Genomic DNA, 16,284 nt, shown 5'->3' with positions numbered 1-16,284 from the left:
GCGCCGGGCCCGATATGTCTCAACACCAGGCGCGCAAGCGTTTCGGCCAGAACTTCCTGACCGACGAAAGCGTGGTCGAGTCCATCGTGCGGGCCGTGGCGCCCGCGCGCGGCGACACGGTCGTCGAAATCGGCCCGGGCCTGTCGGCGCTCACGCGCCCGCTGCTGGAGCGGCTCGACCATCTCACGGCGGTCGAGATCGACCGCGACCTCGCCGCGCGACTGCGCAAGCAGTTCGACGCGGCGCGGCTCACCGTGGTGGAAGCGGACGCGCTGACGGTGGATTTCTCGCAGTTCGGACCCGGGCTGCGCGTGGTGGGCAACCTGCCCTACAACATCTCCAGTCCGCTGCTGTTTCATCTCATGGCCTGGGCCGATCACGTGCGCGACCAGCATTTCATGCTCCAGCGCGAAGTGATCGACCGCATGGTGGCGCAGCCCGGCGGAGGCGACTACAGCCGGCTGTCGGTCATGCTGCAGTCCCGCTACCGCATGGAGAAGTTGTTCGACGTGCCGCCCGAGGCCTTCGATCCGCCGCCCAAGGTCGTGTCGGCCGTGGTGCGCATGCAGCCCCTGCCCGCGGAACGGCCCCGTCCGCTGAGCGAAACCGCTTTCGCCGCCGTGGTGGCGCGCGCGTTCTCGCAGCGGCGCAAGATGCTGCGCCGCGTGCTGGGCGACTGGACGCCGCACATCGCCTGGGACGAGCTGGGCATCGCCCCGACCGCCCGCGCCGAAGAGGTGCCGGTGGCCGCCTTCATGCGCCTGACCGACGCGCTGGTGCGCGCCGGCGCCGTGCCGGCGAACTGAGCCGCCGCAACAGCCGCGCCTTGCATCGCGGGCGCCGCCGTTGCGCCGAGCGACGCGGTCCGTCCGGCAAGGCGCGGGCCGCGCCTGCCGTCATCAGAGCATTCTTTTCTGCGCCGCCAGCCACAGCAGCATGACATCGCGGGCGCGGTCGTGCAGCAGGCGCGCGGCGTCGGCGCAGGCCTGCTGCAGCGTGATGGGACCGGGCGCGATGCTGAACGCGGCGTTGATGCCGCAGGCATGCAGGGCCTCGTAGCCTTCGCCCAGCGAGCCGGCCAGCGCCACCACCGGCACGCCGGCCGCCTGCGCGATGCGGGCCACGCCGGCCGGCGTCTTGCCGCGCAGCGTCTGCGCGTCCATCCGGCCTTCGCCCGTGAAGACCAGGGCCGCGCCCTGCACGGCATCGGCCAGCCCGCCCAGTTCGGCCACCACGTCCACGCCGGGGCGGAACGACGCATTCAGGAAGGCGCGCGCCGCAAAACCCAGGCCGCCCGCCGCGCCCGCGCCGGGATGGTGGCGGTGGTCCACGCCCAGTTCGCGGGCGCAGACGTCGGCGCAGCGGGCAAGCGCCGCGTCCAGCGCCGCGACCTGTTCCGGGGCGGCGCCTTTCTGCGGACCGAACACGTGCGAGGCGCCCTGCGGCCCGCACAGTGGGTTGTCGACGTCGGAGGCCACGATGATTTCCGTCTGCGCCAGCCGCGCGTCCAGGCCGTGCGCGTCCACGCGGTCCAGCGCGGCAAGGGCTGCGCCGCCGGGCGGGAGGCTGCGGCCCTGGGCATCGAGCAGGCGCGCGCCCAGGGCGGTGAGCATGCCGGCGCCGGCATCGTTGGTGGCCGAGCCGCCCAGGCCCAGGATGATGCGCCGGGCGCCCGCGTCCAGCGCGGCGAGCATGAGTTCGCCCACGCCGTGGCTGCTGGCCCGCATGGGGTCGCGGCGCGCCGGCGCGATCAGTTCCAGCCCCGCCGCCGCCGCCATCTCGATCACGGCCGTGCCGTCGTCCAGCAGCCCCCATTCGGCATCCACCTTGTGCCCCAGCGCATCGTTCACCGTCCTGGTGCGCGCCTGGCCGGACGCGGCCGCCAGCACGGCTTCGACGGTGCCCTCGCCGCCGTCGGCCATGGGCACGCACACGGCATGGGCGCCGGGATGCGCGGCTTTCACGCCGCGCGCGATGGCCGCTGCGGCCTCGGGCGCGGAGACGCTTTCTTTGAACGAATCGGGAGCGATGACGATTTTCACGGTGGCCGGAATGCGGGTTGTCGGAAAAAACGGCGGGGCCTGCCGCAGGCCCCGACCATGATACCTGCGCGCGGGATGCGTGGCGTACCATAGCGCTTTCGGTCTACCTGCGAGAGTGAAAAGCCATGCCCGTATTGCGCCGCACCAAAATCGTCGCCACCCTGGGGCCCGCCACCTCCACGCCCGAGCGGCTGGAGGCCCTGATCCGCGCCGGCCTGGATGTGGCGCGCCTGAACTTCTCGCATGGCAGCGCCGACGACCATCGCGAGCGCGCGCGCCTGGTGCGCGAGCTGGCGGCGCGGCAGGGGCGTTTCGTGGCCCTCATGGGCGACCTGCAGGGGCCGAAGATCCGCATCGCGCGCTTTGCCGGCAAGCAGGTCATGCTCAAGGCCGGCCAGCCCTTCACGCTGTCGCGCGTGCATCCCGCGGAAGAGGGCAACGAGCGCATCGTCGGCATCGATTATCCCGAGCTGGTGCAGGATTGCCGCGTGGGCGACGAGCTGCTGCTGGACGATGGCCGCGTCGTGCTGATGGTGGACAAGGTCGAGGGCGATGAAGTCCACACCATCGTCACCGTGGGCGGGCCGCTGTCCAACAACAAGGGCATCAACCGCCGCGGCGGCGGGCTGTCCGCGCCCAGCCTCACCGACAAGGACCGCGCCGACATCAAGCTGGCGGCCGAACTGGAGCTGGACTACGTGGCCGTGTCGTTCCCGCGCCACGGCAGCGACATCGAAGAGGCGCGCGCGCTGGTGCGCGCCGCCGGCAGCGAAGCCTGGATCATCGCCAAGATCGAGCGCGCCGAGGCGGTGGCCGACGACGAGGCGCTGGACGCGCTCATCCGCGCCAGCGACGGCGTGATGGTGGCGCGCGGCGACCTGGGCGTGGAGGTGGGCGACGCCGAGCTGGTGGGCATCCAGAAGCGCATCATCCAGCACGCGCGCACGCTGAACAAGGTGGTCATCACCGCGACCCAGATGATGGAATCCATGATTTCCAGCCCCATGCCCACCCGCGCCGAGGTGTCGGACGTGGCCAACGCGGTGCTCGACTACACCGACGCGGTCATGCTGTCGGCCGAAAGCGCGTCGGGCCAGTACCCCGTGGAGGCGCTGCAGGCCATGGCCCGCATCTGCCTGGGCGCGGAAAAGCACCCCACCACCACGCACTCGCACCACCGGCTGGGCGAGACCTTCACGCGCTGCGACGAAACCATTGCGCTCGCCGCCATGTACGCCGCCAACCATTTTCCGGGCGTGAAGGCCATCATCTCGCTCACCGAAAGCGGCCACACGCCGCTCATCATGTCGCGCATCCGCTCGGGCGTGCCCATCTATTGCTACAGCCCGCACGCCGTCACGCAGAACCGGGTGGCGCTGTTCCGGGGCGTGTACACGGTGCCGTTCGCGCCGCTGGACTACGACCCCGCCGAACTGAGCAACGCCGCCATCGACGAGCTGCGCAAGCGCGGGCTGGTGCAGTCGGGCGACTGGGTCATCCTGACCAAGGGCGATTTCTACCGCGACAGCGGCGGCACCAACGGCATGAAGATCCTGCTGGTGGATTGAGGCGGCCGCCTCAGCCGAAAAACCAGTAGCACACGGCGATGGAGGCCAGCACGCCGGCCAGGTCGGCGACCAGGGCGCAGCCGACGGCGTGGCGCGCGCGCAGGATGCCGACCGAGCCGAAGTACACCGCCAGCACGTAGAAGGTGGTTTCGGTGCTGCCCTGCATGACCGCCGCCAGCAGCGCCGGGAAACTGTCCACGCCGTAGTGCGTCATGGTTTCGAGCATCATGGCGCGCGCCGCGCTGCCCGAGAAGGGCTTGACCAGCGCGGTGGGCAGCGCGTCCACGAAGCGCGTGTCCCAGCCCGCGGCGTGGGCGGCCCAGCGTATGCCGTCCAGCACGACGTCCAGCGCGCCCGAGGCGCGCAGCACGCCCACCGCGCACAGCATGGCCACCAGGTAGGGCAGCAGGCCGCGCGCAATGTCGAAGCCCTCTCTGGCGCCCTCGATGAAAGCCTCGTAGACCGGCACTTTCTTCCAGGCGCCCACCACCAGAAAGGCCAGCAGGATGCCGAACAGCGCCAGATTGCCGAGCAGCGAGGACAGGTGGGCGATGGCGGCGGCCGACATGCCCGCCAGCAGCGCCATGAAGCCGCCCAGCGCCGCCGCGCCGCCGCCCAGCCAGAGCAGGATGACCGGGTCGTACAGCTTCAACCGCTGGCAGGCCGCCACCGCCAGGAAGCCGGCCAGCGTGGAGGCGCTGGTGGCCAGCAGAATGGGCAGGAAGATCAGCGTGGGGTCGGGCGCGCCCTGCTGCGCGCGGAACATGAACAGCGTGACGGGCAGCAGCGTGAGGGACGACGCATTCAGCACCAGAAAGAGAATCTGCGCATTGCTGGCCGTCTCGGGCGTGGGGTTGAGCGATTGCAGTTCGCGCATGGCGCGCAGGCCGATGGGCGTGGCGGCGTTGTCCAGCCCCAGGCCGTTGGCGGCGAAATTCAGCGTAATGAGGCCGATGGCCGGGTGGTTGCGCGGCACGTCCGGCATCAGCCGCGAAAAGAGCGGCGACAGCAGCGCGGCCAGCCGCTCCACCAGCCCCGCGCGCTCGGCGATGCGCAGAAAACCCAGCCAGAGCGTGAGCGTGCCGAAGAGCAGCACCATGACCTCGACCGATACGCGGGCCATGTCGAACAGGCTGGCGACCATGTGGCGGAACACCTCGGCGTCGCCGATGGCGAGCCAGCGGTAGAGCGCGGCCGCCGCGGCGGCGAGGAAGAAGCCCAGCCAGAGTTTGTTCAGCATGCGTCGTCGGTCGGTTGCGTCGGCGCGCCAGCGGCGCGCGGCCTCCATTGTCGCAGAGTCGTCCCGCTGCGCGTGGCCGGTGCGGCGCAATTCTGGTACTTTGGCCCCGTATGCTCCATGAGCGCAACACAAGAGGGAGCCGATGGACTTCAACGCCTGGCGCCGGCGCCGCATCTCCGAACCTGCCTACCGCTGGGCGCGTCATGCCCTGCCGCCGCTCTCCGCCACCGAGCGCGAGGCCATCGAGGCCGGAGACACCTGGTGGGAGGCCGATCTTTTCACCGGCAATCCCGATTGGCGCAAGCTGCAGGCCGTGCCCGCGGCCGTGCTCACGCCCGACGAGCAGGCGTTCATCGCCGGCCCGGTCGCCCGGCTGTGCGCCATGCTCGACGAATGGGACATCTCCTGGAACCGGCGCGACCTGCCGCCCGAGGTGTGGGAGTTCATCAAACGGGAGCGCTTCTTCGGCATGATCATCCCGCGCCGCTACGGCGGCCTGGGCTTCTCGCCCTATGCGCATTCCGAGGTGGTGCGGCGCGTATCGGCGTATTCCATCACCGCCGGCGTGACCATCATGGTGCCGAACTCGCTGGGGCCGGGCGAGCTGCTGCTGCAGTTCGGCACCCAGGCGCAGCGCGACTACTGGTTGCCGCGCCTGGCCGACGGCAGCGAGGTGCCGTGCTTCGGGCTGACCAGCCCCGAAGCGGGTTCGGACGCGGCCTCCATGGTGGACACCGGCATGGTGTGCCGGCGGGTCGTCGACGGCCGCGAAATCATCGGCATCCGGCTCAATTGGCACAAGCGCTACATCACGCTGGGGCCCGTGGCCACGGTGCTGGGGCTGGCCTTCAAGCTGTACGACCCCGAGCGCATCCTGGGCGGCGAGCAAGACATCGGCATCTCCGTGGCGCTGGTGCCCACCGAGGCGCCCGGTGTGGAGATCGGGCGCCGCCACGTTCCCGCCATGCAGTTCTTCCAGAACGGCCCCAACCGCGGCTGCGACGTCTTCGTGCCGCTGGACGCCCTCATCGGCGGCCAGGAGCGCGCCGGCCACGGCTGGCAGATGCTCATGAGCGCGCTGGCCGCGGGCCGGGGGATTTCGCTGCCCTCGCTATCGGCCGCCGCGGCGGTCATGAGCGCCCACGCCACCGGCATGTACGCGCGGGTGCGCGAGCAGTTCGGCATCCCGGTCGGCCGGTTCGAGGGCGTGCAGGAAAAGCTGGCGACCCTGGCGGGCAATGCGTACATGGTGGAGGCCGCCCGGCGGCTGACCTGCGCGGCCCTGAACGAGGGCGTCAAGCCGGCGGTGGTGTCGGGCATCATGAAATACCACGCCACCGAGCGCATGCGCGAATCGGTCAACGACGCCATGGACGTGCACGCGGGTCGCGCCGTCATCGACGGCCCGCGCACAATTACCTGGGCGCGCTTTACCGCGCCCTGCCCATCGCCATCACGGTGGAGGGGGCCAACATCCTCACGCGCAACCTCATCGTCTTCGGCCAGGGCGCCATCCGCGCCCATCCCTGCCTCATGCCCGAAATGCTGGCGCTGGCCGACCCCGACGAGGACCGGGGCCTGGAAGCGTTCCACGAGGTGTTCTGGAAGCACCTGCGCCACACGGGCTGGAACGCGCTGCGCGCCATCGGCCGCGCCTGGACCGGCGGCATGCTGGCGCCCGCTCCGGGGTCCGGCCCCACGGCCGGCCACTACCGCAGGCTGGGCCGCTACGCCGCCGGCTTCGCGCTGCTGGCCGACGCGGCGCTGGGCCTGCTGGGCGGCGGGCTCAAGCGCAGCGAGCTGATCTCCGCGCGCCTGGGCGACGTCCTGTCGGAGCTCTACCTGCTCTCCGCCGTGCTCAAGCGCTGGGAAGACGAAGGCCGCCGGCACGACGACCTGCCGCTGGTGCACTGGTGCATGGAACGGGGCTGCGCCACCATCGAGGCCCGGTTCGACCAGGTGCTGGCCAACCTGCCCTCGCGGCCCGCCGCCTGGGCGTTGCGGGCCGCCGTCCTGCCCTGGCGCCGCGCCCGGGGCCCGCGCGACGCGCTCACCCGCGAGTGCGCCGGCCTGCTGCTCAAGCCTTCGCCCACTCACGACCGGCTGGCGGCCGACCTGCAGCGCGAGCCGGGCGACGACCCGCTGGGAAGGCTGACGCGCGCCTTCGCGCTGGTGGACGCGGTGCAGCCGCTGCGCGACCGCCTGCGCCAGGGCGGGGTGCGGGATTGGCGCGAAGCCCATCGCCGGGGCGCGCTCACGGACGACCAGGCCGCGCAATTGCAGGCGGCCGAAGACACGGTGGCGGAAGTGCTGCAGGTGGACGATTTCGCGCCAGAGGAGCTGTCGCCCGCCCGGTGCGGAGCGGCTGCCGGGCAGGCAGGCGGGTAGGGCGCGCCCGCCCGCGCCGGCTTCAGTCGTCCCGGCTGGGGTCGAGGCCGGGAAACAGCACCTCGGTGTAGCCGAACTTCGAGAAATCGCGGATGCGCGACGGGTACAGCCGCCCGATCAGGTGATCGCACTCGTGCTGCACCACCCGGGCATGGAAACCCTCGGCCTCGCGCTCGATGGGCTGGCCGTAGGGATCCTTGCCGGTGTAGCGGATGCGGCGGTAGCGCGGCACCAGGCCGCGCAGGCCGGGCACCGACAGGCAGCCTTCCCAGCCGTCTTCCATGTCGTCCGACAGCGGCGTGATGACCGGATTGCACAGTATGGTCTGCGGCACGGCCGGCGCGTCGGGATAGCGCTCGTTGCGCTCGAATCCGAAGATGACCAGCTGCAGGTCGGCGCCGATCTGCGGCGCGGCCAGGCCCACGCCCTTGGCCGCCTCCATGGTCTCGAACATGTCGTCGATCAGGGCGTGCAGCTCGGGCGTGTCGAAACGCTCCACGGGCGCGGCCACGCGCAGCAGCCGTGGGTCGCCCATTTTCAGGATGGTGTGGATCATGGGATTGCGCCTGTCGGAGGAAGCGGGAAGGCCGCGGCTCAGTCTTCGCGGCCCTTCTTCTGGATGAACTCGATCTTGTAGCCGTCGGGATCTTCCACGAAGGCGATGACGGTGGTGCCGTGCTTCATGGGGCCGGCCTCGCGCGTGACCTTGCCGCCGCGCGCCTTCACCTTTTCACAGGCTTCGTAGGCGTCGTCCACTTCCAGGGCGATGTGGCCGTAGCCGTTGCCCAGGTCGTACTTGTCGGTGTCCCAGTTGTGCGTGAGTTCGATAACGGCGCCTTCGGCTTCGTCCTGGTAGCCCACGAACGCCAGGGTGAACTTGCCGTCGGGGTAGTCCTTGCGGCGCAGCACCCGCATGCCGAGCACGTTGGTGTAGAAATCGATGGATTTGTCCAGGTTGCCGACTCGCAGCATGGTATGGAGCAAGCGCATGGTGTGTTTCCTTGTCCGGGTTGGGGAAGCGGCGCGCTTCCCGGAATGGCATGGGCCGCGCAGGCGGCCATGCCGGAAGTGTAACGGCCCGGGGGGCCGCCTGCCCTAGAACTGCGGCAGGCTGGCGGGGTCGTGGCGCCGCAGCAGGTTCTTGGCGTCTTCGAAGCCGGGCAGGATCTGTCCGACTTCGCGCCAGAAATCCTGGCTGTGGTTCATTTCGCGCAGATGGGCCAGTTCGTGCGCGATCACGTAGTCGATGATGGGCGGGGCGAAATGGATCAGCCGCCAGTTGAGCATGATGTTGCCGTCGCTGGTGCACGAGCCCCAGCGGGTGGCGGCCGACGACAGCCTCCAGCGCCGGATCTTCAGGCCGCTGGTCTGCTGGAAATGCGCCAGGCGGGCGCCGAACCAGGTGCTGGCGCGCTGCTGCAGCCAGGCCTGTGCCGCGTCGCGGATGCGGCCGGAATCGGCATGCGCGGGCAGCGCCAGCCAGAGGGTGTCGCCGTCCCGGGGGGCATCGGCGTCGCCCGACAGCCGGGCCTGGCGGCTGTCGCCGCCCACGCCGATCACGATGCGCCTGCCCAGGTAGGGCAGTCCGCCGCCGGCCTGCCAGCGCGTGTGCGCCATGGCGAGCTGCTGACGGCGGGTGTTCCAGTCGCGCAGCTTGGCGAGAATCCAGCGCGATTTTTCGCGCACGGCGTCGTCGATCTGCGCCAGGGTCACCCAGTTCGGCGCGGTGACGCGCAGCCCGTCGTCGGCGATGACGAAGCCGATGGTGCGCCGGCGCGACCGCGCCAGCACGAAGCCGATGGGCTGGCTCTCGGTTTCCACCACGCGCCAGCGGCAGCCCTCGGGCAGCGAGGCGGGGCAGGGCGTGGGCACGCGGGCGGGCGCGCTGGGCGCCAGCATGAGCGCGCCGGGGTCGGAAGCGCCGGGGTCGGAAGCGCCGGGCGCGGAGGCGTCGGCGGGCTCGGCCCTGGCCGGCGGCTGCGCGGGCGCGGCGTCGGAAAACAGCGCGGGTTGTAGCGGCGCCCGCGGGCCGGTCAGCGGCGCGGCGGCAGGGCTGCTGTCGCGCGCGTCGAACAGGAGTTCGAGCTGCTCAGGATTCGACATACCTTTCAGGGTTCAGGCGCCGCATTTCGCCTTCGATCCAGTCCTGGACCTTCCGGTTCAATTCCTCGGCGGTGATGCCCTGGGATTCTATCGCAGGCCCGATGGACACCGTGACCAGCCCCGGCCGCTTCACGAAGGCGTTGCGGCGCCAGCATTCGCCCGCGTTGTGCGCCACGGGAATCACCACCGCGCCGGTGCGCGACGCCAGCAGCGCGCCGCCCATCTTGAAGCGGCCCGTCTTGCCGGGCGCCACGCGCGTGCCCTCGGGAAACAGCAGCGGCCAGCGGCCTTCGTTGAGCCGGGTCTGGCCCTGGCGGACCACCTGTTCGAAGGCGTCGCGCCCCTTGGAGCGGTCGATCGGAATCATGCGCAGCAACGCCAGGCCCCAGCCGAAGAACGGCACCAGGTGCAGCTCGCGCTTGTAGACGAAGCACACCTCGCGCGGCATATGGGCGGGGAAGAACAGCGTTTCCCAGGCCGATTGGTGCTTGGACAGCAGGACGGCCGGCCCGTCGGGCAGGTTCTCCCAGCCCTTCACCTGCCAGCGGATGCCGCAGAACGCGCGCGCTCCCCAGATCGCCAGCCGCGGCCAGCCCACGGTGAGCCGGTAGCGCAGGTGCAGCGGCAGGGGCGCCCACAGGATGCAGGCGATGGCATACGGGATGACCGTGACGGCCAGGAACAGGAAATACAGCAGCGAACGCAGCCAGGCCATAGGGGGTCAGATCTCTTGCAGCAGGGCGTCGGCCACGGCCGACAGGTCGTCGCTGATGCGGGTGCCTTGGGGCAGGCCGCCTTTCTGCAGCGTCTTGCGCCCGTTGCCGGTCATCACCAGCCACGGGGAGCACCCCGCCGCGGAAGAGGCCTGGAGGTCGCGCAGCGAGTCGCCCACGGCGGGCACGCCCGTCAGGTCCGCGTCGTAGCGGTGTCCGATCTGCTCGAACAGGCCGGGCCGGGGCTTGCGGCAGGAGCAGTCGTCGTCCGGGCCGTGCGGGCACATGAAGACGGCGTCCACGCTGCCGCCCACGGCGGCCAGCTCGCGCCGCATCTTGGCGTGGATGGCGGTAAGCGTGTCCATGTCGAACAGCCCGCGCGCCAGGCCCGACTGGTTGGTGGCGACCACCACCTTCCAGCCGGCCTGGGAAAGGCGGGCGATGGCCTGCAGGCTGCCGGGCAGGGCCACCCACTCGTCGGGCGTCTTGACGAAGGCGTCGCTGTCCTGGTTGATGACGCCGTCGCGGTCTAGGATGATGAGCTTCACTGTGCCAGCCTGGAAATGTCGGCGACCTGGTTCATCAGGCCATGGAGCTGCGCCAGCAGGGCGAGCCGGTTGGCGCGCACGGCCGGATCTTCGGCCATGACCATGACGTCGGCAAAGAAGGCGTCCACCGGCTCGCGCACCTGCGCCAGCGTGGTGAGGCTGCCGGCGAAATCGCCGGCGGCGAGCTGGGCCTCGGCCTGCGGCCGCAGGCGGGCCACGGCGGCGGCCAGCGCCTGTTCGGCCGGCTCGGCCAGGGCGGCGGCATCGACCTGGCCGATGCCGCTCTCGGCCTTCTTGAGCAGGTTGCCGATGCGCTTGTTGGCGGCGGCCAGGCTCGCGGCCTCGGGCAACTGGGCGAAAGCCGCCACCGCCCGCACGCGCGCGGCCACCTGGTGCAAGGGCGGCGCCAGCGCGATCACGGCTTCCACCGCGCTGCGGTCGGCATCGGCGATGAGCTGGTTGCGGTAGCGTTCGTAGACGAACGCCTGCACCTCGGCCAGCGTGCCGGCCGGGATCTTGCCGGCCGGGAAGGTGCCGGCGGCCAGCGCCAGCAGGCCGGACAGCGACAGCGGGCCGTCTTGGTCGATCTTGAGCCAGCCGCCGGCGGCCAGCTGCTCGAAGGCGCTGATCAGGCCCAGCGCGGCGCGGCGCAGGCCGTAGGGGTCGCGCTCGCCGGTGGGGGCCAGGCCGATGGCCCAGATGCCCACCAGGGTTTCGGCGCGTTCGGCGACGAACAGCGCGGCGGCGGTCAGGTCCGCGGCCGTGACGGGGGCGTCGCAGCGGTTGCGGTACTGGGTGCGCAGCGCCTGCACCACGCCTTCCGGCTCGCCGTCGTGGGCGGCGTAGTAGGCGCCCATGATGCCCTGCAGCTCGGGGAATTCGCCCACCATGTTCGAGCCCAGGTCGGCCTTGGCCAGCAGGGCGGCGCGGTCGGCCTCGGCCTCGCTGGCGCCCAGCAGGCCCGCCACGCCGCGCGCGATGGCGCGCACGCGCTCCACGCGCTCGAGCTGCGTGCCGAGCTGGTTGTGGTACACGATGGAGCCCAGTTGCGCCACGCGCGCGGCCAGCGGCACCTTGCGGTCGGTTTCGTAGAAGAACTGCGCATCGGCCAGGCGGGGGCGCACCACGCGCTGGTTGCCTTCGATGATGTTCACCGGGTTGTCCGTCTGCATGTTGCTGACGATCAGGAAGCGGTGCGTCAGGCGGCCGGTGGCCGGGTCGAACAGCGGGAAGTACTTCTGGTTCAGCCGCATGGTGAGGATCAGACACTCCTGCGGCACCTGCAGGAACTGCTCCTCGAATTCGCCCACGTAGACGGTGGGGTGCTCGACCAGCGCGGTGACTTCGTCCAGCAGCGCGGCCACTTCGGGGCCGTCGCCCAGGCTGGCGGACAGGCGCGCGGCATGTTCCTGGAGCTGGCGCTGGATCTCGGCGCGGCGCGCCTCGAAGGACGCCACGACGCGGCCCTTTTCGGCCAGGGTGGCGGCGTAGGCGTCGGCATCGGCAATGGCGATGGGGCCGCGGCTCATGAAGCGGTGGCCCAGGGTTTCGCGGCCGGCCGACAGGCCCAGGGCGGCGACGGGCAGCACCTCGGCGCCGTGGAGCGCCACCAGGCCGTGCGCGGGGCGCACGAACTTCACGGTGGTCACGCCGTCGGCGAGCTGGTAGCGCATGACCTTGGGAATGGGCAGCCCGTCGATGGCGGCGGCGATGCCATCCTGCAGCGCGTCGGCCAGGCGCGCGCCCGGCGCGGTGCCGCGGGCGACCAGGTATTCCTGCTTGCCGTCGGATTCACGGGCCAGCGTGGCCGGATCCAGGCCGGACAGGCCCTTGGCGGCCAGCTTCTTCTGCAGGGCCGGCGTGGGCGTGCCGTCTTCGGCCAGGCCGATCTTCACGGGCATCAGCTTTTCGGCATAGGCCTGGTCGGGCGCCTGCTCCCGCACGGCGGACAGGCGCACCGCCAGGCGGCGCGGCGTGGCGTAGGCCTGGACGGCGCAGCCGTCGGCCAGCAGACCGTGGCGCGCCAGCGTGGCGCGCACGCCTTCGGCAAAGGACTGGCCCAGCTTCTGCAGGGCCTTGGGCGGGAGTTCTTCGGTCAGCAGTTCGACCAGCAGCGGGCGGATGTTCGTGGTCATTTAGGCAGCCTCCCCCTTGGCCTCTTGGCGCAGCATGGGAAAGCCCAGTCGTTCGCGGGAATCGTAGTAGGCCTGCGCGACGGCGCGCGACAGGTTGCGGATGCGGCCGATGTAGGCGGCGCGTTCGGTCACGCTGATCGCGCCGCGCGCGTCCAGCAGGTTGAACGTGTGGGCGGCCTTCAGCGCGGCCTCGTAGGCCGGCAGCGCCAGCGGCACTTCCATGAGGCGCTTGGCCTCGGCCTCGTAGTCGTTGAAGTGCGAGAACAGCATGTCGGCCGAGGAATGCTCGAAGTTGTAGGTGGACTGCTCCACTTCGTTCTGGTGGAACACGTCGCGGTACAGCACGCGCCGGCCGTTGGCGCCTTCGGTCCAGACCAGGTCGTACACGCTCTGCACGTCCTGCAGGTACATGGCCAGGCGCTCCAGGCCGTAGGTGATTTCGCCGGTGGTGGGCGTGCAGTCCAGGCCGCCCACCTGCTGGAAATAGGTGAACTGCGTGACTTCCATGCCGTTGAGCCAGACTTCCCAGCCCAGGCCCCAGGCGCCCAGCGTGGGGTTTTCCCAGTCGTCCTCGACGAAACGGATGTCGTGCTGCGTCGGGTCGATGCCCAGCGCCTCGAGCGAGCCGATATAGAGATCCAGGATTTCCGGGGGCGCGGGCTTGAGCACCACCTGGTATTGGTAATAGTGCTGCAGGCGGTTGGGGTTCTCGCCGTAGCGGCCGTCCTTGGGGCGGCGCGAGGGCTGCACGTAGGCCGCCCGCCAGGGCTCGGGGCCGATGGCGCGCAGGAAGGTCGCGGTGTGCGAGGTGCCGGCGCCGACTTCCATGTCGTAGGGCTGCAGCAGGGCGCAACCCTGCTTGTCCCAGTATTCCTGGAGCGTGAGGATGATTTGCTGAAAGGTGAGCATAGGATTCTTGGAATTCGGTGCGCCGGGCCGGACAGCCGCGGGCGCGGGCAACCAGACGCGGGAAACCCGGCATTTTAACTGGCCCGGGCGGGCTGCGGGCCGGGGCCCGCCCGCGGGCGGTTACATCCGCGCACGGGCGTGCTCCTGGCGGACACCGGCCGGGCGCGCGCCTGCGGCGGGCAGGCAATGGTCGTATCATTGCCGTTTGGTCCAAGTCTTATATAAAACCCCGCAGAAACAGCGATACGGAAGGAGCACAACCCATGTCTGACCTGATCAAGGTGGAAATCGCCGACGGCATCCAGATCATCACGATCAACCGGCCCGAAGCCAAGAACGCCATCAACCTGGAAACGGCCCAGGCCATGGCCGCGGCGCTGGATCAGCTCGACGGCCGCGACGACGTGCGCATCGGCATCCTGACCGGCGCGGGCGGCACGTTTTCCTCGGGCATGGACCTGAAGGCCTTCGCCAAGTCGGGCCAGCGCCCCTATGTGGAAGGCCGCGGCTTCGCCGGCCTGAACGAGCGTCCGCCCAAGAAGCCGCTGATCGCGGCCGTGGAAGGCTACGCGCTGGCCGGCGGCTGCGAAATGGCCCTGGCCTCCGACCTCATCGTGGCCGCCAGCAACGCCAAGTTCGGCCTGCCCGAGGTCAAGCGCGGCCTGGTGGCGGGCGCCGGCGGCATGCTGCGCCTGCCGCGCCGCCTGCCGTACCACATCGCCATGGAGGTCATTCTCACGGGTGAGATGCTCGGCGCCGAGCGCGCCCATGCCTATGGCCTGGTCAACCGTCTCACCGAGCCCGGCAAGGCGCTCGAAGGCGCGCTGGCGCTGGCCCGCGCCATTGTCGAGAACGGCCCGCTGGCCGTGCAGACCGCCAAGAGCATCGTTTCGCAGTCGGGCGACTGGCCCCAGGAAGGCATGTTCGACCGCCAGCGTCCGCTCATCGCCCACATTTTCACCTCGGCCGACGCCAAGGAAGGCGCCACGGCCTTCGCCGAGAAGCGCAAGCCCGTGTGGCAGGGCAAATAAAATAGACCTGATCGCGCGCGGCCGCCCGCTGCGGCCGCGTTTTTCCGTTTATCCCTCCTGAACCGCAAATCTCCATGTCCGTCATCATCAAAGAAGAAGACTTCATCCAGTCTATCGCCGATGGCATCCAGTTCATCAGCTACTACCATCCCGTGGACTACATCCGCCACCTGGCCCGCGCCTACGAGCGCGAGGAAAGCCCGGCCGCGCGCGACGCCATGGCGCAGATCCTGACCAACTCGCGCATGTGCGCCGAGGGCAAGCGGCCGCTGTGCCAGGACACGGGCATCGTCAACGTCTTCCTGAAGATCGGCATGGACGTGCGTTTCGACACGCGCCGCAGCCTGCAGGAACTCTGCGACGAGGGCGTGCGCCGCGGCTACACCAACCCCGACAATCCGCTGCGCGCCTCGGTGCTGGACGATCCGCTCTTCACCCGCAAGAACACCCGCGACAACACGCCCTGTATCCTGCACGTCGACCTGGTCCCCGGAGACAAGGTCGACGTGCAGATCGCCTCGAAGGGCGGCGGCTCCGAGAACAAATCCAAGTTCGTCATGCTCAATCCCAGCGACTCGCTGGTGGACTGGGTGCTCAAGACCGTTCCCACCATGGGCGCGGGCTGGTGCCCGCCGGGCATGCTCGGCATCGGCGTGGGCGGCACGGCCGAGAAGGCCATGCTGATGGCCAAGCAGTCGCTCATGGAAGACATCGACATGTACGAGCTGCTGGCGCGCGGCCCGCAGAACAAGCTGGAAGAGCTGCGCATCGAGCTGTACGAGAAGGTCAACGCGCTGGGCATCGGCGCCCAGGGCCTGGGCGGCCTGACCACGGTGCTGGACATCAAGATCAAGACCTTCCCCACGCACGCGGCCTCCAAGCCCGTCGCCATGATCCCCAACTGCGCGGCCACGCGCCACGCGCACTTCGAGCTGGACGGTTCCGGCCCGGCGCGCCTGGAGCCGCCGTCGTTGTCCGAGTGGCCCGAAGTGCACTGGGCGCCCGACTACAACAAGTCCAGGCAGGTGGACCTGAACACGCTCACCAAGGAAGAAGTGGCGAGCTGGAAGCCGGGCCAGACCCTGCTGCTCTCGGGCAAGATGCTCACCGGCCGCGATGCCGCCCACAAGCGCATCCAGGACATGCTGGCCAAGGGCGAGAAGCTGCCGGTGGACTTCACCAACCGCGTGATCTACTACGTGGGCCCGGTCGATCCGGTGCGCGACGAGGTGGTCGGACCCGCCGGCCCCACCACCGCCACCCGCATGGACAAGTTCACCGACATGATGCTCGAGAAGACCGGCCTGATCTCCATGATCGGCAAGTCCGAGCGCGGCCCCGTCGCCATCGAGGCCATCAAGAAGCACGGCTCGGCCTACCTCATGGCCGTGGGCGGCGCGGCCTACCTGGTTTCCAAGGCCATCCGCGACGCCAAGGTGCTGGCCTTCGAAGACCTGGGCATGGAAGCCATCTACGAGTTCGACGTGAAGGACATGCCCGTCACGGTGGCGGTGGATGCGCAAGGCACCTCGGTGCACACCACCGGCCCGAAGGAATGGCAGGCCCGCATCGGCAAGATTCCGGTTGCGGTGGAGGGGTAAGGAAGG

General features: G+C 70.1%; 13 protein-coding genes and 1 pseudogene. 5 read left to right on the top strand and 9 right to left on the bottom strand.

Features of this window, described 5'->3' with window-relative positions; all coding sequences use genetic code 11:
• The first annotated feature begins 14 nt into the window (after positions 1-14).
• Positions 15-806, top strand: coding sequence for a 16S rRNA (adenine(1518)-N(6)/adenine(1519)-N(6))-dimethyltransferase RsmA (gene rsmA, locus NGJ44_RS11580; protein ID WP_251863996.1), 792 nt, complete (start codon positions 15-17; stop codon positions 804-806).
• Between the two features lie 93 nt (positions 807-899).
• Here the strand turns inward: rsmA and NGJ44_RS11575 are convergent, their stop codons facing one another.
• Positions 900-2,042 carry a glycerate kinase gene (locus tag NGJ44_RS11575; protein ID WP_251863995.1) on the bottom strand — a complete coding sequence of 381 codons (1,143 nt, stop codon included), beginning with the start codon at positions 2,040-2,042 and terminating at the stop codon, positions 900-902.
• 125 nt (positions 2,043-2,167) lie between these two features.
• Between NGJ44_RS11575 and pyk the strand changes: the two genes are divergently transcribed.
• Positions 2,168-3,610 (top strand): pyruvate kinase, encoded by a 1,443-nt coding sequence (pyk, locus tag NGJ44_RS11570; protein WP_251863994.1) that lies wholly within the window; start codon positions 2,168-2,170, stop codon positions 3,608-3,610.
• Positions 3,611-3,620: 10 nt separating this feature from the next.
• On the opposite strand, the gene NGJ44_RS11565 is transcribed toward pyk, so the two are convergent.
• Positions 3,621-4,850 (bottom strand): spore maturation protein, encoded by a 1,230-nt coding sequence (locus NGJ44_RS11565; protein WP_251863993.1) that lies wholly within the window; start codon positions 4,848-4,850, stop codon positions 3,621-3,623.
• A 142-nt stretch (positions 4,851-4,992) separates the two neighbouring features.
• Here NGJ44_RS11565 and NGJ44_RS11560 point away from each other — a divergent pair.
• A pseudogene (locus tag NGJ44_RS11560) lies at positions 4,993-7,238 on the top strand (acyl-CoA dehydrogenase).
• Positions 7,239-7,260: 22 nt separating this feature from the next.
• On the opposite strand, the gene def reads toward NGJ44_RS11560, so the two are convergent.
• The 7 genes from def to glyQ all read right to left on the bottom strand — a co-directional run bounded on the left by def (position 7,261) and on the right by glyQ (position 13,646).
• The gene (gene def / locus NGJ44_RS11555) at positions 7,261-7,794 is read right to left on the bottom strand and encodes a peptide deformylase (RefSeq protein WP_053246742.1); all 534 of its coding nucleotides are present in this window, start codon (positions 7,792-7,794) and stop codon (positions 7,261-7,263) included.
• 38 nt (positions 7,795-7,832) lie between these two features.
• Positions 7,833-8,228, bottom strand: coding sequence for a lactoylglutathione lyase (gene gloA / locus NGJ44_RS11550; protein ID WP_251863992.1), 396 nt, complete (start codon positions 8,226-8,228; stop codon positions 7,833-7,835).
• Positions 8,229-8,333: 105 nt separating this feature from the next.
• Positions 8,334-9,341, bottom strand: coding sequence for a M48 family metallopeptidase (locus tag NGJ44_RS11545; RefSeq protein WP_251863991.1), 1,008 nt, complete (start codon positions 9,339-9,341; stop codon positions 8,334-8,336).
• A complete protein-coding gene (locus NGJ44_RS11540; protein ID WP_053246147.1) occupies positions 9,328-10,056 on the bottom strand; it encodes a lysophospholipid acyltransferase family protein in 729 nt (242 codons plus the stop codon). Before NGJ44_RS11540 ends, NGJ44_RS11545 begins: the two co-directional genes overlap by 14 nt.
• A 6-nt stretch (positions 10,057-10,062) precedes the next feature.
• Entirely contained in the window at positions 10,063-10,602 is a 540-nt protein-coding gene (gene gmhB / locus NGJ44_RS11535; protein WP_251863990.1) for a D-glycero-beta-D-manno-heptose 1,7-bisphosphate 7-phosphatase, read from the bottom strand.
• On the bottom strand, positions 10,599-12,737 hold the full coding sequence (gene glyS / locus NGJ44_RS11530) for a glycine--tRNA ligase subunit beta (protein WP_251863989.1): 2,139 nt from the start codon (positions 12,735-12,737) through the stop codon (positions 10,599-10,601). The genes gmhB and glyS overlap by 4 nt, the downstream gene beginning before the upstream one ends.
• Positions 12,738-13,646, bottom strand: a complete 909-nt coding sequence (gene glyQ, locus NGJ44_RS11525; protein ID WP_251863988.1) for a glycine--tRNA ligase subunit alpha — start codon at positions 13,644-13,646, stop codon at positions 12,738-12,740. It lies immediately after the preceding gene.
• A gap of 263 nt (positions 13,647-13,909) precedes the next feature.
• Between glyQ and NGJ44_RS11520 the strand changes: the two genes are divergently transcribed.
• Complete coding sequence (locus NGJ44_RS11520; RefSeq protein WP_053246151.1) at positions 13,910-14,677, top strand: crotonase/enoyl-CoA hydratase family protein; 768 nt, start codon at positions 13,910-13,912, stop codon at positions 14,675-14,677.
• A 74-nt stretch (positions 14,678-14,751) separates the two neighbouring features.
• A complete protein-coding gene (locus NGJ44_RS11515; protein WP_053246152.1) occupies positions 14,752-16,278 on the top strand; it encodes a fumarate hydratase in 1,527 nt (508 codons plus the stop codon).
• The last annotated feature ends 6 nt before the right edge of the window (positions 16,279-16,284 follow it).

The organism is Achromobacter sp. Marseille-Q4962 (assembly GCF_943737005.1).
GTDB lineage: Bacteria > Pseudomonadota > Gammaproteobacteria > Burkholderiales > Burkholderiaceae_B > Achromobacter.
This window is presented reverse-complemented; position numbering and strand designations above follow the sequence as displayed.

What these genes read in the sequence shown, in the direction of transcription:
- NGJ44_RS11545 (WP_251863991.1), bottom strand. Translation starts at nt 9,341, where the DNA reads ATGTCGAATCCTGAGCAGCTCGAACTCCTGTTCGACGCGCGCGACAGC.
- NGJ44_RS11515 (WP_053246152.1), top strand. Translation starts at nt 14,752, where the DNA reads ATGTCCGTCATCATCAAAGAAGAAGACTTCATCCAGTCTATCGCCGAT.
- gloA (WP_251863992.1), bottom strand. Translation starts at nt 8,228, where the DNA reads ATGCGCTTGCTCCATACCATGCTGCGAGTCGGCAACCTGGACAAATCC.
- NGJ44_RS11565 (WP_251863993.1), bottom strand. Translation starts at nt 4,850, where the DNA reads ATGCTGAACAAACTCTGGCTGGGCTTCTTCCTCGCCGCCGCGGCGGCC.
- NGJ44_RS11540 (WP_053246147.1), bottom strand. Translation starts at nt 10,056, where the DNA reads ATGGCCTGGCTGCGTTCGCTGCTGTATTTCCTGTTCCTGGCCGTCACG.
- def (WP_053246742.1), bottom strand. Translation starts at nt 7,794, where the DNA reads ATGATCCACACCATCCTGAAAATGGGCGACCCACGGCTGCTGCGCGTG.
- rsmA (WP_251863996.1), top strand. Translation starts at nt 15, where the DNA reads ATGTCTCAACACCAGGCGCGCAAGCGTTTCGGCCAGAACTTCCTGACC.
- NGJ44_RS11520 (WP_053246151.1), top strand. Translation starts at nt 13,910, where the DNA reads ATGTCTGACCTGATCAAGGTGGAAATCGCCGACGGCATCCAGATCATC.
- glyQ (WP_251863988.1), bottom strand. Translation starts at nt 13,646, where the DNA reads ATGCTCACCTTTCAGCAAATCATCCTCACGCTCCAGGAATACTGGGAC.
- pyk (WP_251863994.1), top strand. Translation starts at nt 2,168, where the DNA reads ATGCCCGTATTGCGCCGCACCAAAATCGTCGCCACCCTGGGGCCCGCC.
- glyS (WP_251863989.1), bottom strand. Translation starts at nt 12,737, where the DNA reads ATGACCACGAACATCCGCCCGCTGCTGGTCGAACTGCTGACCGAAGAA.